Annotated in this window: 19 protein-coding genes; 6 read left to right on the top strand and 13 right to left on the bottom strand. The window is 34.6% G+C overall.

The genetic code is table 11. From position 1 onward, the window contains the following. Positions 1-55: 55 nt before the first annotated feature. Positions 56-703, top strand: a complete 648-nt coding sequence (locus tag B3P23_RS13185; RefSeq protein WP_045754026.1) for a hypothetical protein — start codon at positions 56-58, stop codon at positions 701-703. On the opposite strand, the gene B3P23_RS13180 is transcribed toward B3P23_RS13185, so the two are convergent. The 11 genes from B3P23_RS13180 to polA form a co-directional block, all read right to left on the bottom strand. Further along, entirely contained in the window at positions 700-1,785 is a 1,086-nt protein-coding gene (locus B3P23_RS13180) for an ABC transporter permease (protein ID WP_260947683.1), read from the bottom strand. The genes B3P23_RS13185 and B3P23_RS13180 overlap by 4 nt on opposite strands. A gap of 149 nt (positions 1,786-1,934) precedes the next feature. Next, positions 1,935-2,576 carry an MBL fold metallo-hydrolase gene (locus tag B3P23_RS13175; RefSeq protein WP_045754024.1) on the bottom strand — a complete coding sequence of 214 codons (642 nt, stop codon included), beginning with the start codon at positions 2,574-2,576 and terminating at the stop codon, positions 1,935-1,937. A gap of 79 nt (positions 2,577-2,655) precedes the next feature. Beyond that, the gene (locus B3P23_RS13170; RefSeq protein WP_045754023.1) at positions 2,656-3,399 is read right to left on the bottom strand and encodes a shikimate dehydrogenase family protein; all 744 of its coding nucleotides are present in this window, start codon (positions 3,397-3,399) and stop codon (positions 2,656-2,658) included. Further along, the gene (locus B3P23_RS13165; protein ID WP_248755920.1) at positions 3,400-4,806 is read right to left on the bottom strand and encodes a tetratricopeptide repeat protein; all 1,407 of its coding nucleotides are present in this window, start codon (positions 4,804-4,806) and stop codon (positions 3,400-3,402) included. A gap of 179 nt (positions 4,807-4,985) precedes the next feature. Next, on the bottom strand, positions 4,986-6,362 hold the full coding sequence (locus B3P23_RS13160; RefSeq protein WP_248755161.1) for an OmpA family protein: 1,377 nt from the start codon (positions 6,360-6,362) through the stop codon (positions 4,986-4,988). 248 nt (positions 6,363-6,610) lie between these two features. After that, on the bottom strand, positions 6,611-7,621 hold the full coding sequence (locus B3P23_RS13155; RefSeq protein ID WP_045754021.1) for an inorganic phosphate transporter: 1,011 nt from the start codon (positions 7,619-7,621) through the stop codon (positions 6,611-6,613). Positions 7,622-7,653: 32 nt separating this feature from the next. After that, a complete protein-coding gene (locus B3P23_RS13150; RefSeq protein ID WP_021190730.1) occupies positions 7,654-8,301 on the bottom strand; it encodes a DUF47 domain-containing protein in 648 nt (215 codons plus the stop codon). 89 nt (positions 8,302-8,390) lie between these two features. Continuing rightward, entirely contained in the window at positions 8,391-9,425 is a 1,035-nt protein-coding gene (locus B3P23_RS13145) for a sensor histidine kinase (protein ID WP_045754020.1), read from the bottom strand. 67 nt (positions 9,426-9,492) lie between these two features. Then, positions 9,493-10,146 carry a phosphatidylserine decarboxylase family protein gene (locus tag B3P23_RS13140; protein ID WP_248755162.1) on the bottom strand — a complete coding sequence of 218 codons (654 nt, stop codon included), beginning with the start codon at positions 10,144-10,146 and terminating at the stop codon, positions 9,493-9,495. A gap of 35 nt (positions 10,147-10,181) precedes the next feature. Then, on the bottom strand, positions 10,182-11,285 hold the full coding sequence (locus tag B3P23_RS13135) for a toxin-antitoxin system YwqK family antitoxin (RefSeq protein WP_248755163.1): 1,104 nt from the start codon (positions 11,283-11,285) through the stop codon (positions 10,182-10,184). Between the two features lie 21 nt (positions 11,286-11,306). Beyond that, positions 11,307-14,093, bottom strand: coding sequence for a DNA polymerase I (polA, locus tag B3P23_RS13130; RefSeq protein WP_293926717.1), 2,787 nt, complete (start codon positions 14,091-14,093; stop codon positions 11,307-11,309). 109 nt (positions 14,094-14,202) lie between these two features. Here polA and rsgA point away from each other — a divergent pair, with 109 nt between their 5' ends. Next, a complete protein-coding gene (rsgA, locus tag B3P23_RS13125; protein WP_045754017.1) occupies positions 14,203-15,123 on the top strand; it encodes a ribosome small subunit-dependent GTPase A in 921 nt (306 codons plus the stop codon). Between the two features lie 2 nt (positions 15,124-15,125). Here the strand turns inward: rsgA and B3P23_RS13120 are convergent, their stop codons facing one another. Together B3P23_RS13120 and B3P23_RS13115 are read right to left on the bottom strand one after the other, a co-directional pair. After that, positions 15,126-17,537, bottom strand: a complete 2,412-nt coding sequence (locus tag B3P23_RS13120; protein ID WP_293926713.1) for a hypothetical protein — start codon at positions 17,535-17,537, stop codon at positions 15,126-15,128. Continuing rightward, positions 17,503-18,555: a hypothetical protein gene (locus B3P23_RS13115; RefSeq protein ID WP_293926710.1), complete on the bottom strand. Its 1,053-nt coding sequence runs from the start codon at positions 18,553-18,555 to the stop codon at positions 17,503-17,505. Before B3P23_RS13115 ends, B3P23_RS13120 begins: the two co-directional genes overlap by 35 nt. A 115-nt stretch (positions 18,556-18,670) precedes the next feature. Here B3P23_RS13115 and B3P23_RS13110 point away from each other — a divergent pair, with 115 nt between their 5' ends. From B3P23_RS13110 to B3P23_RS13095, 4 genes are all read left to right on the top strand, one after another. Then, positions 18,671-20,473 carry a hypothetical protein gene (locus tag B3P23_RS13110; protein ID WP_248755167.1) on the top strand — a complete coding sequence of 601 codons (1,803 nt, stop codon included), beginning with the start codon at positions 18,671-18,673 and terminating at the stop codon, positions 20,471-20,473. Positions 20,474-20,623: 150 nt separating this feature from the next. Continuing rightward, complete coding sequence (locus tag B3P23_RS13105; RefSeq protein ID WP_248755168.1) at positions 20,624-22,357, top strand: TrkH family potassium uptake protein; 1,734 nt, start codon at positions 20,624-20,626, stop codon at positions 22,355-22,357. Between the two features lie 10 nt (positions 22,358-22,367). Next, positions 22,368-23,054, top strand: a complete 687-nt coding sequence (locus B3P23_RS13100) for a potassium channel family protein (RefSeq protein WP_045754014.1) — start codon at positions 22,368-22,370, stop codon at positions 23,052-23,054. 93 nt (positions 23,055-23,147) lie between these two features. Beyond that, a complete protein-coding gene (locus B3P23_RS13095; RefSeq protein WP_293926702.1) occupies positions 23,148-25,631 on the top strand; it encodes a YfhO family protein in 2,484 nt (827 codons plus the stop codon). Positions 25,632-25,661 lie beyond the last annotated feature (30 nt).

The raw sequence follows: 25,661 nt of genomic DNA, 5'->3' as shown, positions 1-25,661 counted from the left end.
CTTTAATTAACACAATTTAACAACAGTATTACTGTTTAAATCTTAGATTTGTGCTATGAAATTCAACTATCACTTTATTCTTGTTACATTTTTTATTTTTCTGGGATATGTTTCTTATTCCCAAGAACGTAAAATATTGCAGTTTAGTGGTATTGTACAAACAGTGAGCTCGGGCCTTCCTGTAGGGTATACGACAATTACGAATGAAAGCTTTCGGAATGAAACCTACATGGCTAATAATGAAGGCTTTTTCTCTTTTGTGGCGCATGTGGGGGATACGATCCGTTTTACTTCAGTAGGTTATGAAACCTATCAATATGTTATTCCTAATGTAGAGGGCGATCGACTCTCTACTGCTATCGTGATGACTAATCTCATTATTGAATTGCCAATGGTGACTCCTTATCCTTGGGCTAGTATTGAAGAATTTAATATCGCATTTATGAATTTGGAAGTCAATTCGGATAACGTGATTCGTGCCAAACGAAATATGTCTAAAGAATCAATTGATGCGATGGCTGCTATGATGCCGAGAACTGCTGATGAAATGCACAGCTATAATGTGAATGAAAATCATCGTGGAATGACTAATAAGGTTATCAATCAACGATACGCCAATCCATTATTAAATCCTTTTGCATGGGGAAGCTTGATTCAACAGATTTCTAAAGGAAAAAAAGGTAGTAAAAGCTCAAATTTTTAATCTGTCGCTTCCAATTTATTTAATTCCGATACACTTATTTTAGATGAAAAATAGGCAATCAGTCCTGCTATGCCGGTAATGGTAAAGAATACAATAATAAAATCGCTTAAACGCAATGCAATAGGGTAGCTGTCGATTAACATATTGGCTCCTTCTTCTACTTTTATTATGCCATAATGGATCTGTAAAAAGCAGAATATATAGCCAATTACTAATCCGGTTACGCAACCGATTAAAGAAATCATTAGTCCTTCATAAAAAAATATTTTCTGAATCATAGAATTGTCTGCACCTATGTTCTTTAAAATAGTCATGTCTTCTTTTTTGTCAAGTACGAGCATGGTTAATGATCCTACAATATTAAATAGTGCAATGATGCTAATTAATGTGAGTATAAAAAAAACTGCCCAACGTTCTACTCGTACATTTTTATAAAGAGTTGGATTTTGTTCCTCTCTATTTTTCACAATAAAATCATCACCGAGTTGTGTTTGGAGATTATCTTTGAATGTTTCCAAGTTTTTTTTGTCTTTCACATAAAATTCAATCGCAGAAATACGATTAAATTCGCCTAAGACTTCTTGGGCAAAGGAGATCGGCGTGACTACTAAATTATCAAAATCTTGTTGATTTTTAAATATTCCGGTTGGTTGAATGGATCTTATATTAAATTCGTCCGCAGGATTTGCGCTATTTTTGATACCTTTCCGTGGTGAATATATGTCGATTCGACTTAGGCCTGTGTGTATTGAAACACCTAAGTTTGCTTGTACCCCTGCTCCAATTACAGCATAAGGAGTACTATCTTGCATCAGGTTGTAATCTCCATTACTGATCAAGCTATCCTTGGCCTGATGGTCGATCGAATTGCCTTCTATACCTTTTATCGTGCCAATATATTGTCGATTTTCATACTGGAGCAATACCTTTTCTTGTAGTACTTCCGTATAATTGATTACGTTTGTATCTTTTTTTAGTGCCTGAATACCGGGATGATTGGGGTCGAATAATTTACCTTGTCTTGGTTCTATTTTTATTTCTGGGGCAAATTGGCTAGACATGGATAATATTAAATTTTCCATGCCATTGAATGATGATAAAAGGATTATTAAAGCTGCACTACTTACTAAAACTCCTACGATACTGATACCTGAAATAATGTTTATTGCATTGACTGATTTTTTTGAAAACAAATATCGCTTTGCAAATAGATAAGGTAAATTCATTATTATTATGCTCTAATATATGGATTGTTCACTTTTTCCGATCCGACTGTTGTGGTTGGTCCATGTCCTGGGTAAACGGTGACCTCATTCGGAAGGGTATAAATTTTTTCTTTTATATTTTTAAGGAGTAGTTCGTGATTACCTCCTGGCAGGTCTGTTCTCCCTATACTGTTTTTAAACAATACATCTCCACCAATAAGGAATTGTTGTTTTTCATGATAGAAGCATAGGTGTGCTGGCGAATGACCGGGTGCAAATATCAATTTTAACTCATCGTTTCCTATTTTTATAATACCTTCTTCGCCAAGAAAGGTTTCTGCGATAGGGGAGATCTCGTATCTGAATCCCATTTGGGGTGCATAGTTTTGCACTTCAATCAAAACAGACAGTTCTCCCTCATGAAATTGAGGGTATAGAGCGTATTGATCAAATATAAATCTATTGCCCAGAACGTGATCAATATGACAGTGTGTATTTAATAAGATTTGGGGAATTAAACCATTTTGCTCTATGAAATCTGTTAATAGTTTTTCATCAGCATGACCATACATTCCCGGGTCTATTATGGCACAATTGCGGTGCTCATCATAGAGTACGTAGGTATTTTCTTGGTATGGATTAAAGGTGAAAGTCTTAATATGTAACATAATTTTTTAAAGTAATTTCATGATCAAAATAGTATTTTTAGCGGGGCTGAGTGAAGGTATTATACGTGCTGCAAAATCATCACAGTTCATTCCAAATTTCCCAATTTTTTTCTGCTTGTAGTACTAACATCTCTAATCCATTTTTGATCTTAGCGCCGTTATTTTTGCCATTTTTAAGGAATGTTGTTTCTGGGGGATTATACACTAAATCATATAACAGATGCTTATTACCAATATGATCATATGGAATATCCGGTGCATCTTCGATATTTGGGAAGGTCCCCACTGGAGAACAATTGATAATGATATAATATTCATTTAATATGTGAGCATCAAGTTCGCTATAGGTCAGGTTTGTTTCTGTTTTTGATCTACTGACAACTTTGTAGGAGATATCCAAGGCATTTAATGCATATTCAACAGCTTTTGCGGCACCACCATTTCCTAGAATTAATGCTTTTTTATGATGGTCATCTAATAAGGGTTTTAATGACTCCATAAAGCCAAACACATCCGTATTGAATCCCTTTAAAAAAGGTCCAGAAGCTGTATGTTTAATTTGTATACAATTTACTGCTTGAATAGCTTGTGCTTCTGGCGATAGCTCTTGAAGATACGGAAGCACATTGATTTTATGTGGAATGGTAACATTCACACCATAGAAATCCGAATCCTTAAATATTTTTTCAAATTCCTGAATATCTGCTATACTATAGAGATCATAATTGACGTCTGTAATATGTTCTTTATCAAATTTCTCTAAATAGTATTTTTTAGAGAAGGAGTGTCCTAAAGGGAAACCGATGAGTCCTAACTTTTTCATTTACTTAGGAGAATATTTTTTAATGATTTCTGAAATGATATGATTCCCCTGTAATTGAGGTAGATAATCAAAAAGGATATAATGCTTTTCAGGATCTGTTGCAAGACCCAATTCTAAGAAGACGATTGCATCATTGTATTTACCGTTTGCAAACAAATAGGCTACCATTCTGAAATATAGTTCTGCAGCCTCTGGATTATTAGTGATAGCTTCAGATACAATTTCAATGGCTTCATCGACTTTATCTTGTTCGAAGAATATAGATGAATAGTCCAGCCAGGCGTCAATATCTAAGGGGTTCAATTCAACCACTTTGGCATATGCCTCTTCTGCTAGATCGATTTGTTTTAATTTATATCTTGCGTCAGCAATTGCAAACCAGTAATCTGGATTTGAATCATCTAACTCCAGTGCTTTCTTATAAAAGTGTAACGATTCAAAGTGGCGTTCTTCAAAATCAAGAGTTACACCAATGCCAAACCAGGCATCCGCTAGGTCGCCATCCATTTTGACTGCTTTTTTATAAAAAACACGAGCTTCTTCCATTTGCTCCAGTTTTTCTAAGCATTCTCCGATAGCACAATAGGTGTCAGCACTTGGTTTTTCATATTCAAATGTTTGCTTATAGACTTCCAATGCTTCTTGATAGCGATCAAGATTGACCAATGCATTTCCTTTGTTGAAATATGCAGATGAAAAATTTTCTTTGATTAAAATAGCGTAATCATAAGCATCTATCGCTTCAGGGTATTTGGACAATTTGTGATAAGCATTGCCTAAATTGTACCAAGCATAATAGGAATAGGGTTCCGAATCAATATATTTTTTATAAAATTCGACACTTTCTTCTTGTCTGTCCAGAATATCATAGCAATAGGCAAGTTCATACAAAGCTTCTTGGTTATCCATATTGAGCTCAAGCGTTTTTTTAAGATAATAAATCGCTTTTTCGAAATCTGCTTCACCTTGATAGACGACACTGATGTGAAAGTAGATCTCATCTTTATTATCGGACAAACTCAATGCTTGAAATAATTGTTCTTTTGCTTCTTTAAATTGTCCTTTGGCACCATAGACACCTCCTCTAATAAAGAATATATCTCCTTCAGATGGTTCTAATAACTCCGCTTTTGAAAGTGCGTTTAATGCTTTTTCGAATTGTTGGGTGGCAGAATATAACTGTGCTTGTTTTAATAAAAATGTCACATCAAAGGGGTGCTGATTAATGGCATAATCTGCAACCTGTAAGGCTTTAATAGGATCATTTTTTTCAATGTAATAATCAATAATTCCTTCAAATGCTTTAGAGTCAAAGAAGTATTGATCTTCATTTCTTATCATTTCTTCATAACGATCAACCGAGGTTTTTCTTTCCTCAGGAGATTCAAAATCAAATTCCTCTTCCATCATCCTTGTATAATCTATCAGTAACTCAACTTAGTTGAAAGTAGTGATTTTTAATAACTATGTCTAATTAATTTACAAATAAAATTAATTATTACTTAGCAAAGATACGGATTAAAGTGGGCAAAATAAAAAAGCCGATTCGCAAGAATCGGCTTTCTAAAATTATATGTTATATATAATTATTTTTTGATCTCAACACGACGGTTTTGAACACGACCTTCTTCAGTTGCATTAGATGCTACTGGATTAGCCTCACCGTAACCGTTAGCTGTAATTTTAGAAGAAGCAACACCAGCGTTAACTAAGTATTGTTTTACTGCATTAGCACGGTCTTTAGATAAAGAAAGGTTATATGCTTCAGAACCTTCAGCAGATGCATAACCATCTAAAGTAACAGATGAATTGTTATCACGTACTTCTTTAGCAACTTTGTCTAAAGTAGCATATGATTGAGTTTTCAATACTGAGCTATCAAATTCGAATTGAATTGGAGCAACATAACCGTTTGAAGAAGTTACATTGTTAACAACTGGCTCAGGGAATTTGATTTGACGACCAGATCCATCAACTACTGCACCTGCAGGAGAGTTAGGCTCTTTATCGAATTTATCAGAAACACCGTCACCATCAGAATCAGTATTTAATGCACTAACAGTACTTTCTAATGTAGATACACGTTGTTTTAATGCTTCAACTTCGTTACGTAATGAAGGATCTTTCAATTCATCATACATTGTAGCAACTGGGTTAGCAAAAGTCAAGTTTTGTTTGTCTCTTGAACCTAAAGTGAATTCTAAACCACCGTATACATTAGAGAATTTACCTTTAACATCAGAACGACCTGGGCCGAATAACATGTTGTCATCAGTAAAGTTCATTGTGTAACCTAAGTTTAAAGCAACAACTTCAGATAATTTGAATTTTGCACCAACTCCTACTGGAACGTAAGCAGCTAATTTAAAATCTCTATCTCCAACTTTGTCACGATCTCCGAAGATTTCTTCACCCCATTTACCTTTGTTAGAGAATGAAGTACCTGTGAAATCATTGTTTGCATATTGAACAGGGTTACTTGCCATAACACCTAAACCAACTTTAGCATAGAAATTAACTGAGTTTTCTCTTCTCAAGAAATCGATAGTACCTAATTGGAATACACCATTTAAGCTAGCTGCCCAGTTTACTTCAGTTTCTGCAGATTTTGCACCAGCAGCAAGCCATTTAGTACTTTCAACAGCATTATTTTTGTTGAAAGTTTTGATTTTGCCACGGTTACCTTCTAATTCTAAACCGAATAGGTGAGAGAATTGTTTACGAACTGTTAATCCGTAGTACTCACCTACTTTATTTTGGAAGTAACCAACTTTTTGACCGAAGTTATTAGATCCACCGACCAAAGCATTAGGGGTAGTGATACCACCTTGAACACCGATTGACCAAGTTCTGTATTGTGATCTTCCACCAAATACAGTTTGAGCTTGTGCTACATCAGCAAAGCCTAAAGCGGCAACTAAGGAAGCAGCAACAGCTGTTTTTTTAATTGTAGAATAGTTCATACTCTTGTTTTTAAGGTTATTATTAAATTTTAATTGTTCTAATTTGTATGTGATCTTTTGAAATGGAAACACGGTTTGGAATAATCAAACACCGTGCCGAAATTAAAAAAGCATCAATTGTTTTAATTCTAACTAGAAGAAAAACGTATTTTTCTTTGTTTTATTGCAAAGCAGTAAAACAAAAATCCGGACGAATCTACCAAATTTTTGTTTTACTTTATATTTTTTTTGTAAAATAGTGTAAATTATTACAATATGTAGTGTATAATAAACAATGTGATTGCACCAAGCAATGCAGATACAGGAATAGTTAATACCCAAGCCCATAATAGACTGATCGTAACTCCCCATCTTACTGCTGAAACGCGTTTAACAATACCCACCCCTATGATAGAACCTGTGATGGTATGTGTGGTCGAAGCAGGAATACCAAAATGCTCTGTTAGACCTAATGTTAGGGCACCAGCTGTCTCTGCAGCAACACCCTCCAAAGGGGTAACTTTCGTAATTTTAGTTCCCATCGTTTTCACAATTTTCCATCCTCCACTCATCGTTCCTAAAGAGATGGCCAAATAACAGGTCAATGGAATCCATTCCGGCATGTGCTCAGTATTGGGTAAATACCCCCCTGCTACCATCGCTACTAGGATAATACCCATCACTTTTTGTGCATCATTACCTCCATGAGCAAAACTTAATGCTGCTGAAGAAACCAATTGTAATACCTTAAACCACTTTTCTGCAACTGCAGGTCGGGAGTTTTTAGCGATATTGATAATAATGAGGGTGATAATAATGGATATGAGCATCCCAATAATGGGGGCGAGTACAATAAATGCAATGATTTTTAGCGTTGCATCAATATTGATGGCATGGATCGGATCTCCACCTATGATGAAAGCGTAAGCCATTCCTGATCCGGCAAACCCACCGATTAGAGTATGTGAAGAACTTGACGGTACACCGTAGTACCACGTGAATAGATTCCAGCCTATCGCAGCTAATAAACCTGCAAAAATGACTTCTAATGTAATATATTCTTCTAATACAGTTTTTGCAACTGTATTGGCCACTTTATGGTCTGTAAAGTAAAAGTAAGCAGCGAAATTGAAAATCGCAGCCCACAAAACAGCCATAAAAGGAGTTAATACTTTTGTTGAAACGACGGTAGCAATTGAGTTGGCAGCATCATGAAAACCATTAATGTAGTCAAAAGCAATCGCTAGTATAATTACAACAATTAATAATGTTGACATCATAATATGAATGTGTTAATGTGTTAAAATCGCGATTATGCGTTTTTAACCAATATGCTTTCTAATACGTTTGCTACGTCTTCACATTTGTCTGTAGCGTCTTCCATTGCCGATAATACTTCTTTATGTTTGATCAAAGTAATGGCATCTTTTTCAAATTCGAATAAATCAGCGACTGCTTTATCAAAGATATAATCAGCTTTATTTTCAACGCTATTGATACGAACACATGAATCTGTAATATTGCGGATGTTTTTAAGATCTTTTAATTCGAAAATTGCTTTTGCTACATGATCTGTTGCCTCAACGATTAAATCAGCCATTTCAATCATAGGTTCTGTCGCCTTTTGTACTTTATAAAGATCCATTTTGTTAGAAGCTCCATTTATAAAATCTGCAACATCATCCAATGAACTTGCTAATGCGTGAATATCTTCACGATCAAATGGAGTAATGAAATTTTTACCAAGCTCGAGGTGAATTTGGTGTGTAATATTGTCTCCTTTATGTTCTAGATCTTCGATTTTACGAACGATTTCTTTACGTTTTTCCGCGTCGCTTGCGTTAACGGCTTCTTTTAGTAATTTTGACATTTCTATCAAATTACTACCTGCTTGTTCAAATAAAGGGAAAAACTTTTTATCCTTAGGAACGAAATACTGAAAAATGCTATTTAAAGACATATCATTATTAATTATTTTTTGCGAAATTACTAAGTTAATGTTAAGTTAATGTTAAGTTTTGTGGAATGTTAAGTCGTACATCCTTGATATTATGTTTGAGAAACTTTTTCAAGGGTAAACCCAAAAGTTGTCCCGATGCCTTCTGTACTTCTTACATTTACATTTTGTTGGTGTGCTTCTATAATATGTTTGACTATTGATAAACCTAGCCCAGAACCTCCAATGCCCCTTGATCTACTTTTATCGATCCTATAAAAACGTTCAAAGACGCGGCTTAAATTTTTCTCCTCAATACCATATCCGTCATCTGTTATTTCTACTAATACCTGCTCGAATAGGGGAAAAATACGGATTTGACTTTTTCCGCCATTTTTCCCATACTTAATCGAGTTTTCAATTAAGTTGACAAGAACTTGACTGATTTTGTGCTTATCCGCCTTTACCCAATAGGGGGTACCCGGTTTTATTTTTAATTGAATTTCAATATTATTCGATTTGGCTTTATCATCCAAGGATTCCTTAGTTTCTTTAATTAGTTCTACAATATCAAACTTTTCAATATTTAAAACCATTTTTCCGGATTCTAGTTTTGATATTTCATCTAAATCTTGGATGAGATAGTTTAAGCGATCCACATTTTTAGATGCTTTATTGAGAAAAGTTTTGGCCATCTCCAGATCTTCTTCCATAAGGCCATCTTGTAAAGTTTCTATATAGCCTTGAATCGAAAAAAGCGGGGTCTTAAATTCATGAGAAACATTAGACAAGAATTCTCTTCTAAATTTTTCCTGTGATTTTAATTGTTCTATTTCTATTTTTTTTGCTTTCGCCCAAGCTTTTACTTCATTTTCAGCATCTCCTATTGGGTCTGCAGTCACATGCTCACCTAGTGCATCCTTAAGATCTTTTCCTAATTTAAGGTTATGTATAAGCTTGTACATCGTATTTATTCTTTTATAAATATAGCGTTCAAATACGAAGTTGAACATCAGAAAACTGACAAGGGTAGCGATAATAAAAATAATTAGAAAGGACTTCCAATCCGAATGGTAGTAAAAACTAACGGCAGAAATAGCCAAACCAACGGCTAATGAACAATTTAAAACGAGTTGTCTAAAATTCATGTATATAATAAAAAAGGCTTTGGTAAAATACCAAAGCCTAAGTTAGTTATTACTTGTTAATAAATTATTAAAATTTTCCGATGATGGTCTTACCTCCGACTACCTTATCACCAATATTAACATGGATTTCTGTGCCCAAAGGTAAGAATAGATCAACACGGGAACCGAATTTGATAAACCCAAATTCTGCCCCTTGTGCAACTTGATCATTTTCTTTTATATACCATACAATACGACGTGCTAATGCGCCTGCAATTTGTCTAAAAAGTACTTCTACACCATTGGCGTTTTTTACGACTACTGTCGTTCTTTCATTATCTGTGGATGATTTTGGATGCCATGCAACCAAAAACTTGCCAGGATGATATTTGAAATAGGTCACAATCCCACTAATTGGATTACGATTAACATGTACATTAATAGGTGACATGAAAATAGAAACTTGTAACCTTCTGTCATGGAAATATTCATTTTCTTCCGTTTCTTCTATCACGACAACTTTTCCGTCAGCAGGACATAAAATCGTTCCTTCGTCGATAACAATTTGTTTTGTTGGACTACGGAAAAATTGAACGATTGTGATAAAAAGAAATGCTGAAAGGATATAAATAATCCATTTAATAACTTCAGGAGCATCATAATAGTCCGCAATTGCATTTATAATAAATATTACTAAAATAGTAATAGCCAGACTTGTATATCCTTCTTTGTGAAATTTCATGCCTATAATTTTTTTGCAAATATAATCAAATAGTCTTATTGTCCTTTTTCTCGATGAATTATTATTGGTAGTACAGTAATTTTTCCCTCAGAATTCGTATATATTTTACCGGTTACGGTCAGGATATCTACAACTGGCATACCGTTTTCTAATGATGGATAATAAAAGCTAATATTACTTAATAATGGTTTAAGCACATTATTGATCGCGTCTGATGAGGTTAACTTAATAAAATTTATTTTTGATGGTGTTCCAGATTTATCTAGCTTGATTTTATACTCAAACGTATCTTCTATAAATCCTTCTGAATCCATCTGGTTTAATGCACTCGTTAATTCTAAACTTGTAAACATGTTGAAATTAGAAAAATCATCAAAGTTACAGGCTTTAAAGGTCAATGACTCAGCTCTAAAAAATGTATCATACGGAATTATCCCAAATTTTGTTTTGCGGTATGAATTGTCAAAATAGTAATCGTTTCCTATGAGTAAGTTTCCATCCTGATATTTTTCTGTTGCGATTAGTGTTTCTTTGTCTCCTTTATTATAACCTAGTATTTGCCAATTGCCATCCTGTTTGCCATTGCGTATTTTTCCTTTTGCTACATAAAAATCAAATCCATACTGGTTGTAACCTTCAAACGGAATTGAAAATGAGTAGGTTCCTTCGCCATCTTTTATTTTCTGCGTGCCATTAGGTAACCAAAAGTCTTTTATATAGATGATGCTATCGGTGTACAATAGTGTCATTGCCAACTGGTTACTTGGGTAACGATGTTTGACTTCTCCTTTTGGCACATCTGCTATAAAATTAGCTTCCCATTTTAATGTGCCATTAGGGTGATAGGCTTTGAAAGGCCCATCTTTTATTCCATTTGTATAAACTCCTTCTAGAATTAAACGACCATAATTGTTGAAGTCTTTAAAAATACCATCAAATTTTTGTGTTTTCGGATTTAAAGGGACAACACGTTCAATGGACTTGAATTCACAAAATTTGTCGGAAAGAAAATAGTTCTTATCAAAGAAAAAACGAAAAGTATTATTCTCGACTTTTTCATAGTAAGTTGCTTTTTCTTGTCCTATAACCATGTTAACGATTTGAAAGTAAGCTATTAAGATAAACAGAAGTTTTCTCATAATTATCCTTGATATAGTTATTTAATGTGCTTCTAACCAATTTTTACCTTGTCCTATTTCTACGACTAGTGGGATCTCTGTTTTTATGGCGCCAGTCATTTTTGTTTGGATGATCTCTTTAAAAATGGATACTTCATTTTCAGGGACATCAAAAACAAGCTCATCATGCACCTGCATAATCATTTTACCTAATAGTCCTTGCTCTTCAATTTCTTTTTGAATACCGAGCATGGCAATTTTGATCAAATCTGCCGCCGAACCTTGAATAGGAGCATTAATGGCATTTCGCTCTGCAAACCCCCTTACGGTCATATTTGCTGAATTGATATCTCTTAGATAACGTCTTCTTTTGAGGATTGTTTCGACATAACCGTTTTCTTTTGCAAACTCTAAAACTTCACTCATGTATTTTTTGATCCCTGCATATTGAATAAAATATTGATCAATAATTTCTGCGGCTTCTTTGCGTGGAATAGCAAGACTCTGCGATAGACCAAATGCCGACTGTCCGTAGATTATACCAAAATTTACTGCTTTTGCATTTCTACGCTGATCTGATGTTACTTCTTCTAGCTCGAGCCCATAAACTCGGGCAGCTGTCGCACGGTGAATGTCATGCCCAGAAGTAAATGCTTCCATCATATTGGGATCTTTACTCAATTCGGCAATAAGGCGTAACTCGATCTGAGAATAATCGGCAGATAATATGACATTGTTTTCATGACGAGGGATGAATGCTTTTCTTACTTCGCGACCGCGCTCTGTTCGAATCGGTATATTTTGTAAATTGGGATTTGTTGAACTTAAACGACCAGTAGCTGCTACAGCTTGATTGTATGAAGTGTGGATGAGTCCTGTATCGGGATTGATCAATTCTGGAAGCGTATCTACGTAAGTCGATTTTAATTTCTGTAGCTGTCTAAAACTCAATATATCTTGGACAATATCTGATTTATAAGCTAATGCTAATAAAACATCTTCTCCTGTTTTGTATTGCCCCGTTTTTGTCTTTTTTGCCTTAGGATCTAATTTTAATTTATCAAAAAGAACTTCACCCAACTGTTTAGGTGACGCAATATTAAAATTTACTCCTGCTTTTTCGTAAATGGTTTGTTCTAATAATCTAATGTCTGTTTCCAGATTTTTTGAGAATTGTTGCAAAGCGCCAATATCGATGCGGACACCATTTCTTTCTATTTCTGCTAAAACGTACACCAATGGGAACTCGACCTCATTGGCAAGGCTTAGTGTATTTGTTTCCTCTAAGAGTGGTTTAAAGATTTCTTTAAGTTGTAGGGTAATATCAGCATCTTCGGAAGCATATTCTTTAATTAAATCAAGTTCAACATCTCTCATGTTTCCTTGTTTTTTACCTTTGCTTCCTATCAACTCTGTGATGGATAGTGGTTTGTAGTTTAGGTAGTTCTCTGCCAATACATCCATGCCATGCCTTGTATCTGGATCGATTAAATAATGGGCAAGCATGGTATCAAAAATAGGACCTTTGACAGCAATTTGGTATCGAGCTAATAATAAAATATCGTATTTTATATTTTGACCAATTTTTTCAATTTGATCATTTTCCAATATGGGTTTGAAAATATTGATCACTTCTTGTGCCTGTTGTCTATCTGCTGGTGTGGGTATATAATAGGCTTTTCCCTTTTCAAAAGAGAATGATAACCCTACAATATCAGCAAGGTTGGCATCTAAGCCTGTAGATTCTGTATCAAAGCAAAAGCTTGTTCGTGTCGATAATTGTGCTGCTAGCGCTTCTTGTTTCTCTTTTGTGTTGACTAAAATATATTCGTGTGGCGTATTTTCCAGGTTGTTCACAGGGCCTGCGTAGTTCTCTTCTTCGATCATTTGAACATCTTGTGGTAAGGAAAATAAGTCCATTTGTCCAGTTGTAGTCTTTGAACTTTCTGTACTATTGGCCATCTCTCCAAATACCCGTTTCCCAAGTGTTCTAAATTCCAATTCGATGAATAGGGGCTCAAGTATATCTTTATTGGGTTCTTCTATTAATAATTTTTCTTCTTCGAGTTCTACTGGAACATCCAATAATATCGTGGCCAATTTTTTTGAAATTAAGCCCTGCTCAGCATAATTTTCGACGTTTTCACGTTGTTTGCCTTTTAATTTGTCTGCATTGGCAATAATATTCTCTATTGAACCAAATTCCTGAATCAATTTTTTGGCTGTTTTTTCACCAATTCCAGGTATTCCTGGTATATTATCAACAGCATCTCCCCAGAGTCCTAAAATATCAATGACTTGATTGACATCAGATACTTCCCATTTTTCAAGAATTTCTTTTACACCTTGTATTTCAGCGCCATTCCCCATACGAGCTGGCTTGTATATAAAAATATTTTCTGAAACGAGTTGACCAAAATCTTTATCTGGAGTCATGCAATATACTGTAAAGCCATTTTTTTCGGCTTTTTTCGCTAGGGTTCCGATGATATCATCTGCTTCGTAACCATCTTTCGTAATGATGGGAATATTGAAACCTGTGATCAATTTGAAAATATAGGGTATGGATGCCGAAAGATCTTCTGGCATTTTCTCACGATGGGCCTTATATGCTTCAAACTCAATATGCCTAGCTGTTGGTGCTTCGGTATCAAAAACTACGGCTAAATGTGATGGTTTTTGATTTTTTAATATTTCCAATAATGTGTTTGTAAATCCCATTATTGCACCTGTATTTAAGCCATTTGAGGTAATACGAGGTGTTTTGCTTAATGCAAAATAGGCTCTATAAATAAGGGCCATTCCATCTAGAAGAAATAGTTTTTTCACGAATTCTAATTTTAAGGTGTCTCTTACAAAGGTAATAAAAACGATAAACCTTAAGTTTAATAAATTTTTCCGATTTTTGTTGGATGATATATGCACAAAAGAAACTTTTATGAGAGGACTAGTAACAAAATCTACGGGTAGTTGGTATCAGGTATTGGGTGAAGATGAGCAACGTTATGACTGTCGTATAAAAGGAAAATTTCGTACAAAAGGGATTAAAAGCACCAATCCTGTCGCTGTTGGTGATTGGGTGCATTTTGAAGTGGAGCCTGATCTTGAAAGTGCTGTCATTAATGAATTAGAACCTAGACGTAATTATATCATTCGTAAATCTGTCAACTTATCAAAGCAAACACAGATCATTGGTGCTAATTTAGATCAAGCTTTTTTGGTTGTAACATTAGCATCCCCGCCTACATCACTTGGTTTTATCGATCGTTTTTTGGTTACCACAGAAGCATATAGCATTCCTGCAGTTTTGATTTTTAATAAATTGGATTTATTTAGTGAAGACGGATTAGCTATTTTACAAGATTATAAAAGTATCTATGAACATATTGGCTATCCATGTTATGAAGTGTCGGCACTGAATGGGATGAATATAGATCAGTTAAAAGACCTTCTGAAAGATAAGACGACACTAATTTCAGGACATTCTGGTGTAGGTAAATCAACTTTAATTAATGCGATTGTGCCTGAATATGCTGTTAAGACAGGAGACATTTCGGATTGGTCTGATAAAGGGAAGCATACGACAACATTTGCTGAAATGTATGATCTCCCATTTGGTGGAAAACTTATTGATACGCCAGGTATTCGCGAATTGGGTATTGTAGACATTGAAAAGCAAGAGTTATCTCACTTTTTTCCTGAAATGCGTGATCTGATGAATCAATGCCGATTTGACAATTGTAGACATGTCAACGAACCGGGATGTGTGGTTATGGAGGCGGTTGAAGCTGGTGAGATCGAATCATCCCGTTATGATAGCTATCTCAGTATCTATCATAACGAGAATAATCGGATGTAATATTAATTTTTTGAAATAAAATCTTGTAAATAAGTACATTCTCGGATTGCTGTTTGATAAAAAACAGTCTTTTGATATTGATTTTTTAGTTGATGAAAGTATTTGTTTTGGATTGCAAATTGATAAAATGGATTGTCATGACTACTTTCGTAATAGGTCCATCGCATATCATCTTTTAATTCAAATTCTTTTTGCTCACATTTTGCTAACATAAATGTACACTTCGCTTTGAATTCGGGAGTTGAACCCAACTCTCGGGCTTTTAAGTACCATTCTTTGGCAGTTTTAGTTTGTGTGTAGTTTCGTTCCCAATATTGACTTGGTCTGGCATTATTGTCATACGATGACCACTGGTAAGATACGAGAGACCATGCATTGCCGTAAGTACTTGTTTGGTAAATGCCATTTGCTAAATGAAAATAATAATCTGCTTTTTTACTATTATTTTTTTCTTCATTTATTAAAGACTGGAACTTTAACATACGTGCTGCGTACTCGAGTTTAGTCATACCAGAAGTTCCAATTCTTTTTGGATAGTCATTGATCGTCGTAATAAATGGATCTGGAGCTATTGTCTGGTCTGTATACCAATTGCTATATTCTTTGGATTTATATGTACCAGGTAGTCTTTTTAATGTTTTTACAGCATTCTTAAAATCTAATTCTCTCAAATAGGCGGTACCGATCAATTCGGTTAAATAATTCTTATTTATTTTTTTGATATCTTCTAGTAAAAATTGAACCATTTTTGATGGTTTATCAGGCGTTAAAATATATTCCTGAATTCTTAACAATATTTGTGGAGTTAAATTGTCTTGCCAAAACTGGATAGTGCTATATTGCATATTATTTTCAAGTGTATCATTCACATGACCATAGTGATAAAAAGTATCACCTTTTACTGCAGCCAGGCTTGCTAGAGCAGTATCTCCTTTAATCAGATATTGATTGACAACGATATTTTGTATGATATTTTTAGCAATGAGGCTGTAAGAGCTATTTTCAAATGCATTCCAATAACTTGGATTTTCAGATTTATTTTCTTTACGTGCCTTTTCTTGTAGCCACTTTAAGGTTGAGATCAACTGATTTTCATTTAATGTTTTATTCGCTTCCCAGTCTTTCAGTTGGGTTAACATATCTGTTATTCGTAATTGATCTTTAAGATTTTCATTCAGAGATTTAATGTCTACCTTTTTGATGTAGTTCTTTGCTAAATCATTTTCTGCATTAAGCCAGCTTAAATAAGCTGCTGTGATTAATCCTAATTGTGGTTGAACATATTTTTTATCTTTATAGAGTGAGTTAGCAAGTGCTCTAACATCTTGGAGGTGTTTTTGAATATCTTGTGTTTGTCCATCATTATACCCATTTGTGCTACTGCGACCTAGTGTATTGGGTTTGATGAAATAGTTTTCAATTTTATTGACTTCGCGCGTTAGGAGTACAGCATTAATCGTATTTGCTGGGTCTAGTTGATAACAGTTTTTAAGATATGTTAAGTTGATATTGCTGTTATTAAAACCAATAATTGCATTGATATTGAACTTGTCGGCTTTAGTTTTTGCATGTGCTAATATTTCGGAGTCTGTAGTCTGAATATAATGGAAGTTGTTATAAGCTAATATTCTTCTTTCGGGTGATTGTGTAAAAACTTTAGAAAATAAGAAAGCTGCTTTTGCTGGATCGCCATTTTTTCTGGTAGCGCCGGCATAATTTGATAGAGCCCATCCTAGGATAGGAGATTTTGACTTTGAGCGTGCTATGTATTTCTCATAAACCATCATACTTTTTTCATATTCTTTTGCAAAAAGAAATAACCTTGCAGCCTGATATGCATAGCGCAGTGCGATGAAGTGATTGTCTTTGTCGTTAGAAATTTTACTTTCAGCTTCTACTGCAAATTGATTTATTTTATCAAAATTACGTTCATCTGGACTCCATGGATCCTGAGCTATATTAGTAATAGGTTCTTGATCTTTTGTAAAGATGAAATAATCCCATTCCGACTTATTTTTTGGAAGTAGTAAGCTCTGAACAAAGGTGTTATTTTGTAGCGAATCAGGTAGATTTTTTAAGGCATCATTTTTTTTAAAAATCTGTATTGTTTCTGCGTTGTATTGATACATAAGAGCGTACACATCCTCACTTTTGACCTGGCTGCCAAGGTGATCAATCCAGTCTGCCACGTTGACCATCGCTTCAGAAATAGGTTCTTGTTCGGTATAGAGAAATTGATAAGGGATAAATTGAAAGGCTGAATAGCTATTGTCCTCCAAATTGGGGAGAAAATAGGTTTGTTGATTGTCGTATGGATCCATCTCAGGACCGCAAGCGATATTAATCGCAATCTCACTGAAATATAGGGAAAGTGTTGTGCTAAAAAGCAGCAATGACTTCTTGTAAATCTGCATAACTATAATTGGATATTACTTCTGGTGCTAAATGATAAAATATAATTCTGTTCTCTTTTCCTTGAAGTTCTTTCTTTAAAAATTTTGCTGTCGCTATCAATTGCTCTTTAGTAACAAATTCATGACGGATCACATCTCCTTTTTTAAGATTGGCTTTTTGTAGATCTTGGTTTAGAATATATAATTCAGTTTTTGGATTTCTTGTAAAAAGGCCATTATCCTGAAAATCTGATTGGTCAATATACTTGGATATTCCGATGTACTGTTGATCACGGAACGCGACATACCAATCAAAAAGTGGTAAAGCGATGTCTAATTGTAACGGATAGTTTTTTAATGTACCACTTAAATAGGTTGTTAAATCCTGCTGATTTAAAATGGAGTTATGATCACCAAATTGTCTCAAGTTGCCCATATTATAGCACATAAGTGTTGCTTTTTTAACAGGAGGGACACCATTTGTTTGAATATTTTTCACTTGGTGGAGTCGCAAAGTTGATGTTACTGTCACTTCATTTAGTTCTGGAATTGTTTGTAAGAATTCGAGTAAATAAAAAAATTTATCTCTTGAACTTTTTGTCCAATCACAGTCTATTTGGAGTTCCTTGAACGCGTCTTTTCCTCCTTGCTTTACTTTTGCAGCTATAAAAGGTATCATTTTATGGGCAAGTCCTCTTATCTCTAGACTATCGAGCTCTGTAAATATTCTTTGGTTAATAAATACTACTGGAATAAGCTCCTGATTTTGATCCACAGTTTGTTCAAAAGAAATAGGTGATATGGGTGTGGGTTCAATTCCATTATCTGTAAAATCAATATCCATAACACGTACGAACAGGGCATCGGATTTCAACTCTTGGACTATTTTTTGAGATATGGTGTCAGGTTTATAAATTGTTTTCCAGTAATAAAATCCTACAGAATGCTCTTTTTTTTGACAGGAAATGAGTAATATTATGCTAAATGCAGCGCATAAGAATATTTTTATTTTGGGAAATGCCATGGATTTTTTCTTCATGAATGAATCGTTATGAATATGATTTTATTGAAAATCAAACAAAAGTATCAATAAGTTGTTTTGTTTAAGTTTAAAATAACCAAATAATTTACACTAAGATAAGGAGAGCATTTTAATGAAGACAGTTTGGAAATGGGTTATCGGCATCGTTGTGACGCTGTTAATAATGCTTGGCGGTGTCGTTTGGTATTTTAGTGTACACTGGAAGCCTCTATTGGACCAAAAATTTAAAGAACTTGTGGTCGCTTCAACAGATAGCTTGTATACTGTTGATTATGATGATTTAGATATTAATCTGGCTTTAGGAAATGTTACGGTTAGTAATCTTGTGCTTAGGGCAGATAGTAATGTGTATAGACAATTAGAGAGTGTTAAAAAAGCGCCGGATAATCGCTTTCAAATCGAAGTGAGTAAATTAAAATTTCGAAATTTCTCGATTAAAGATATGCTCATGAATAAGGAGCTTTATCTCAAAAATGTTGTATTGGATACGCCAATTATCCATATGATCAATGAATATCACTCATACAATGATACTGCATCTACCGAAGTCAAAAAACCGTTATATGATAAAATTAAAAATACCTTAAAAAGAATTCAAATATCTGGAATAGCATTGAATGGGGTTAATTTTAAATATTCTCAACTCCAAAAAAATATCTATCAAGATTTTGAATTAAAAAAAGTCAATATAAAGATCCAAGATGTATTGGTAGACTCTACATCAATATTAGATGTGAGTCGATTTTACCACACGAAAATGGTTGATATAGAAGTTCCTGGTTTTACTTATAAAACATCGGATGGCTTTTATAAAATAAACTTTGATAAGTTAAAGATCAATACAAAAGAACGCAATATCTTATTGACAAAGGTCGCCTATCAACCACTTTTGAATAAAGCTGACTTTTATAAAGCAAAAGGAAAGGGGGGGAGTTATATTGTGATGAAGTTTGACACAGTGCGTTTCGAATCTTTCGATTTTAACGATTTGATCCGCAATAAGAAAATATATGCGGCAAAGGCACAATTAAAAAATGGTCGATTGGATATTTACTCGGATAAGCATTATAAATCCACTCCGTTGAATAAAATTGGAAGATCTCCTCATCAGGCTTTATTACATATGAAGACGCATATGGCAATAGATACAGTATTAGTTCAGAATGCTGATATAAGTTATTCAGAGCTGAGTGAAAAATATAATCAAGTCGGGAAGATCACATTTGATAACAGCTATGCAACGATTAGTAATATGACAAATGATGCAGCCAGTTTGATCAAAAATAAATGGATGCGCGTCGATGTGATTACAAAAGTGATGAATAGCGGGAGGTTGCATGTTTTATTTGGATTTGATATGACATCTAAAACAGGTTTTCATACTTATAAAGGCACTGTTGGAGCGATGAAAGCTCCTGCATTTAACCAAATTTTACGCCCGCTACTGAATGTCGAAATTACTTCTGGTAATATCAAAAAAATAGCGTTTGATATGGAAGCAACTGATCACAGAAATTGGGGGAAATTTAACTTTGATTATGATGATCTGAAAATTGCTATTTTAGAAAAGAAAGAAGATGGTACACATAAAAAGAAAGGTCTGGTTTCTTTATTGGTTAATGAGCTTCTTGTAAATGGAAGTAATCCCAACCTTTCGGGAGAATATATTATTGGAAAAGTAAATTGGCATAGACACCCTGAGCATACTTTTTTCAAGACTTTGTGGCAAAGTTTATTGGATGGTATCAAACAGTGTGTTGGATTGAGTAAACAAAGAGAAGCGAAATTAATGCGTTCTGCTGATCGAGCGCAGCATACGCTTGAAAAGGCAAATACTGTTGTTGGTAAAACAAAGAGCTTTGTCTCAAAGCTTTTCAAAAAAGATAAAGACAGCGAAGATAAAAAAGAGAAATAGAACAAAATCAAATTGATTGCAAATGAGTTTCACGTGAAATATCACTGTAATTTGATCGCTGCTCTTTTTCCTAAGTTATGAGTATGTTTGTGACAGATGGGGTCAATATTGAGTTTTTTAAAGTTCGTCTTTAAATATAAAAACGGCGTTGTGGATCAGATTATGTTGTATGTCAGCATGATCTGTGCTTTTGCTGTTATTTTTAATGTAGGATACGTGCGAGATCCTGAATTAGCAGATCTCCTAGATCGTATCATTCATGTGATGTTCTACGCTTTATTTATCATGACGGGGCTTCGTACAGCGTCGTCTATTTTTGCATTAAAGAAAATTGAAGTAGAACATTATTCGGGTTTAGTCATATTGACTTATTTCACCGTGATTATCATTGCACGATTTGCAAGTATTCCCGCTGTGGATTTATTTGGAAAAGATCAGTGGATTTATTTAGGAATATATCTTGTGTTTATTACAGAATTATCTAAGAGTACTTTATTTTTTGATAATTTCTATTTTAATCCTACGATTTTATTTGTGATCAGTTTTTTCGCATTGATTTTAATAGGTACGGTTTTATTGATGCTGCCTAGGACAACATTGCAAGCTCCTCTAAGTTTTATAGATGCCTTATTTATGGCGACAAGTGCGGTGTGTATTACTGGATTATCGGTAACTGATATTTCGACTAACTTTTCTCTTTTTGGACAAACTATTATCCTCGTTTTAATACAGATTGGTGGATTGGGCATCATGACGTTCACGGGATTTTTTGGTTATTTTTTTTCTGGTGGATTTTCTTTTAAGAATCAATTGATGTTTGGGGAAATCCTTGGTGAAAATAAAGTGGGTTCCGTTGTCAAAACACTATTAACTATTATTTTTATAACCTTATTATTTGAGCTTCTTGGTGCATTATTAATTTTTAGCACATTAGACGCAACTCTTTTTCCATCTCTAGGAAATCAAGTTTTTTTTGCTATTTTTCATTCTATATCTTCTTTTTGTAATGCTGGATTTTCCATATTAACAAACGGAATAACAAACGATGGCTATAAATACAATTATAATTTCCAGTTGGCTTTATCTGTTTTATTTATACTTGGAGGATTGGGCTTTGGAATTGTATTGAATATATATTCTTATGTTAAGGATTCTACCGTGTATTGGTACCATCGTCTTATTACAAAGAGAAATTATAAGCACAAGGCCTGGAATTTTAGTTTCAATTCTAAGTTAGTTCTACTGTGTAATGCTATTATTATTGTCGTTGCAACGGTATTCTTCTTTTTATTAGAAAGAAATAAAACACTTTCGTTGGAACATGGGCAGGTTGGAGAATGGGTGACTTCATTTTTTATGGCAAATGCTTCTCGTTCTGCGGGATATAATAGTGTTGATTTATCGTTTATATCCATGCCGACAGTTTTACTCATCATTCTGCTGATGTGGGTTGGAGCCTCACCAGGTTCTACAGGTGGAGGTGTGAAAGTAACGACCATAGCTGTATCCATTATGAATATCATAGCCTTAGCTAGAGGAAAGGAGCATATTGAGCTTTTTAAAAGGCGTATAGCGAGTGAATCGGTTCATAAGGCCTTTGCCATTATTTTATTATCCTTATTTACAATAGGTATTAGTTTTATGCTCTTGGTGTTTTCGGATCCGGATAAGAGTTTTAAAGCATTATTGTTTGAATCGGTATCAGCGTATACGACTTGCGGACTTAGTTTGGGAATTACGCCATCTTTAAGTGTTGCAGGGAAATTTATTGTGATGGTGACCATGTTTGTTGGTCGGGTGGGCACTTTGACTTTATTAGTTGCTTTTATTAAGAATATAACACGGAGGAATTATACTTTTCCTGAGGAAAAGATACTCTATTAATCAGATTGATATGAAATATATTGTTTTGGGACTTGGGCATTTCGGCCGATCACTTGCTGTACATTTGACCGAATTGGGACATGAAGTGATTGGAGCGGATAAGAGTCTAATTATAGTGGAACAATTGAAGGATAAAGTGACACATACTGTTTGTTTAGATACAACAGACCGAGAAGCTGTTTCTTCTTTGCCCTTAAAAGATTGTCATGCGGTTATTGTTGCAATAGGTGAGGATGAAGGTGCATCTTTATTGACTGTAGCTTTAATGAAGCAATTAAAAGTAAAGCGGATTATTGGACGAATTGTATCTGATCTGCAGAAAACGGTACTTGAGGCTATGGAAATCGGCGAGTATATCATGCCAGAAGAAGAGGCTGCAGAAAGACTGGCTATGCGTTTGGATAATATTGATATCGTGGATTCGTTTAAGGTATCGGATAAATATAGTATTATTGAAACTAAGGTTCCAGCAAGATATATTGGTATGACCCTTCGCGAAGCTAATCTTACTAATCTATTTAAGGTTATCGTTATGACAACGCTAAAGATAACGGAGACCAAAGATCATATCAAAAAGAAGGAGGTGAAAGAGGCATCTGGAATAGCAACTTCAGAAACTTTGCTGGAAGAAGGCGATATATTGGTTCTTTTTGGCGAATTGTCCAATATTAATAAGCTTATTCAAAAAGGTGAATAGATTAAATAAGTAGTGGGTTTGGAAAATAATATAAATTGTAAAATCAAATGTATATTTTTGGTTTTCGTAAGTTTTAATAACCTAATAATATAGATGAAAAATTGGTTTAAAGAAAATTCAGCACATCTGATCGTTATAGCGATTTTTGTAGCGCTTGTATTCTTTTATTTTACTCCAGTGTGGCAGGGTCAGACCTTGGCACAAAGTGATGTCGTGCAAGCTCAAGGTGCACAGAAAGAAATGTTCGACTATAAAGCACAGGATGGCAAAGCACCTTTGTGGACAAATTCGATGTTTGGAGGTATGCCGACCTATCAGATTTGGTCAGCAAGTGAAAATAATATAGGAACTTATATTCTAGCGGCTGTTAAAACCGTTTTTCCACAACCCATTGATATCGTTTTATTTTATTTATTGGGTGGTTATTTCCTATTGAGTGTCTTACGTGTTCGCCCTTGGCTGGCAGCATTGGGTGCTATTGCTATTGCGTTTACTTCTTATAATTTTATTTATATCGAAGCGGGACACGTCACTAAAGCTTATGCTATCGCCTTTATTCCTCCCGTTATTGGAGCTGTGATCATGTGTTTTAGAGGAAGCCGATTATGGGGACCTGTGTTATTAGCCTTATTTATGGCTCTTGAAATTCGTGTCAACCACTTACAAATGACCTATTATATGCTTATTGCATTGATGGTGTATGTCATCTTTGCATTGGTATATGCGATTCGTGATAAAAAAGTCAAAGAATTTTTTATAGCTTCAGGTTTACAATTGGCTGCAGTGATTGTTGCGGTTATGGTGAATGCTTCTATTTTAATTCCAACCTATGAATATAGTAAATTAAGTACGCGTGGTCATGCCAATATAACTAAGGTAGATGTTTCGAAAGAAAAGGGGTTGGATAAACAATATGCTTACGAATGGAGCCAAGGTGTTGGAGAGACATTGACATTTTTAATTCCGAATGCCTATGGAGGCGGATCAAGTGGCGTCTTGGATGAAAAATCAAATGTCGCTAAATTTTTGATGTCTACTTTTGGGGCACAGGGAATGACCAACGTTCAGGCTGCCGAGATTGCTAGTCGAATGCCTGTATATTGGGGGGATAAACCGTTTACATCTGGACCATGGTATTTTGGTGCTGGGGTATTGTTTTTATTTATCTTGGGTCTAGTGATTGTCAATAATAGATTAAAGTGGTGGATCTTGACAACAACAGTATTGATTTTATTGCTGTCTTTTGGAAAGAACTTTACTTTAGTTTCAGACTTATTCTTTGACTACTTCCCGATGTACAATAAGTTCAGGGCAGTGGAATCGATTCTGGTTATTGCAGCAATCTTGATTCCGCTAATGGCTGTATTAACATTGAATGAGCTGATCACAAAGGCAGATAAAATTGAAAAATTGGATAAGAAAGTATTATATACTTTTATCGGTGTTGGCGTGATTTGTTTACTTGTGGCCTTTGTTCCTGATTTATTTTTAAGCTTTAAAAATAAAGATCATGCGCAATTGATCGCGAGTTTGACTCAGCAAGTTGGTGATCAAAATGCTGCTAATCAATGGGCAAATAGCTTGATCAAAGATCGTTCTGCAGTAGCAAGTGCCGATGCATACCGTTCTTTTGCTATAGTTCTGATTACTTTTTTAGCGATTTGGTTTTATATTAAGAAAAAGCTTTCCGCAAATGTATTAATCATTGGACTAGCTGTTATTTTTCTTTTTGATCTATGGAGCGTTGATAAGCGTTTTTTAAACGATAAATCTTTTATGGAGAAACGTTTGGTTACAAGCCAAGCATTTCAGGAACGAGAAGTAGATCAATTGATCCGTATGGATAAAGATTTGATTTATAGAGTGATTGATCTAACTACCAATCCATTTTCAGATGCGCGTGCGTCTTATTATCATAAATCTTTGGGAGGTTATCATGCGGCAAAATTGATGCGTTTTCAGGAGATTTTGGAAAATCAATTTAATGGAGCAGTCAATGAAGACGTATTGGATATGTTTAATGTTCGTTACGTCATTACTGGTGATGAGCAAAAGGGCCAGCGTATTCAACGCAGAAGCTCTGCTGCTGGTAATGCATGGTTTGTCGATCAGGTAACTTTCGTTAAGGACAATGCTCAGGAAATGCAAGCAATCAGCAGCTTCAATCCTTCCAAAGAAGCTTTCGTTAGCGAAGAGTTTAAAGATAAATTCAATGGTCAACGTCTGGGTGTGCCTGTAAATGCATCGATCAAATTGACATCGTATCATCCTGATAAAATGGTGTATGAGTATTCTACTCCTACTGAAGCATTTGCTGTATTCTCCGAAGTATATTATGAGAAAGGCTGGAAAGCTTTCGTTGATGGTAAAGAAGTTCCAATCATCCGTGCCGATTATATTTTGAGAGCTTTACAATTACCAGGTGGAAATCATAAAGTAGAATTTATATTTGATCCTGAATCTCATAAGCTTGGAGGTATGTTAACTTTAATTGCGTCAATAATCTTAGGCTTAGGTTTAGTTGCTGCAGTTTATTATTCTGTAAAAAACGATAAAACGAAAAAAGCAACAACCTAATAGATTATTGCTTTCGATATATTTTGTGTC

This window comes from Sphingobacterium sp. UBA6320 (assembly GCF_002440335.1).
GTDB lineage: Bacteria > Bacteroidota > Bacteroidia > Sphingobacteriales > Sphingobacteriaceae > Sphingobacterium.
The sequence above is the reverse complement of the archived record's forward strand: the minus strand, read 5'-3'. Positions and strand labels throughout refer to the sequence as shown.

Bases quoted from the DNA above. Each gene is read 5' to 3' on its own strand.
- B3P23_RS13160 (WP_248755161.1), bottom strand. From the start codon at position 6,362: ATGAACTATTCTACAATTAAAAAAACAGCTGTTGCTGCTTCCTTAGTT.
- B3P23_RS13135 (WP_248755163.1), bottom strand. From the start codon at position 11,285: ATGAGAAAACTTCTGTTTATCTTAATAGCTTACTTTCAAATCGTTAAC.
- B3P23_RS13165 (WP_248755920.1), bottom strand. From the start codon at position 4,806: ATGGAAGAGGAATTTGATTTTGAATCTCCTGAGGAAAGAAAAACCTCG.
- B3P23_RS13175 (WP_045754024.1), bottom strand. From the start codon at position 2,576: ATGTTACATATTAAGACTTTCACCTTTAATCCATACCAAGAAAATACC.
- B3P23_RS13100 (WP_045754014.1), top strand. From the start codon at position 22,368: ATGAAATATATTGTTTTGGGACTTGGGCATTTCGGCCGATCACTTGCT.
- B3P23_RS13120 (WP_293926713.1), bottom strand. From the start codon at position 17,537: ATGCAGATTTACAAGAAGTCATTGCTGCTTTTTAGCACAACACTTTCC.
- B3P23_RS13110 (WP_248755167.1), top strand. From the start codon at position 18,671: ATGAAGACAGTTTGGAAATGGGTTATCGGCATCGTTGTGACGCTGTTA.
- B3P23_RS13170 (WP_045754023.1), bottom strand. From the start codon at position 3,399: ATGAAAAAGTTAGGACTCATCGGTTTCCCTTTAGGACACTCCTTCTCT.
- B3P23_RS13115 (WP_293926710.1), bottom strand. From the start codon at position 18,555: ATGAAGAAAAAATCCATGGCATTTCCCAAAATAAAAATATTCTTATGC.
- B3P23_RS13150 (WP_021190730.1), bottom strand. From the start codon at position 8,301: ATGTCTTTAAATAGCATTTTTCAGTATTTCGTTCCTAAGGATAAAAAG.
- B3P23_RS13155 (WP_045754021.1), bottom strand. From the start codon at position 7,621: ATGATGTCAACATTATTAATTGTTGTAATTATACTAGCGATTGCTTTT.
- B3P23_RS13185 (WP_045754026.1), top strand. From the start codon at position 56: ATGAAATTCAACTATCACTTTATTCTTGTTACATTTTTTATTTTTCTG.
- B3P23_RS13145 (WP_045754020.1), bottom strand. From the start codon at position 9,425: ATGAATTTTAGACAACTCGTTTTAAATTGTTCATTAGCCGTTGGTTTG.
- B3P23_RS13140 (WP_248755162.1), bottom strand. From the start codon at position 10,146: ATGAAATTTCACAAAGAAGGATATACAAGTCTGGCTATTACTATTTTA.
- B3P23_RS13180 (WP_260947683.1), bottom strand. From the start codon at position 1,785: ATGGAAAATTTAATATTATCCATGTCTAGCCAATTTGCCCCAGAAATA.
- rsgA (WP_045754017.1), top strand. From the start codon at position 14,203: ATGAGAGGACTAGTAACAAAATCTACGGGTAGTTGGTATCAGGTATTG.
- B3P23_RS13095 (WP_293926702.1), top strand. From the start codon at position 23,148: ATGAAAAATTGGTTTAAAGAAAATTCAGCACATCTGATCGTTATAGCG.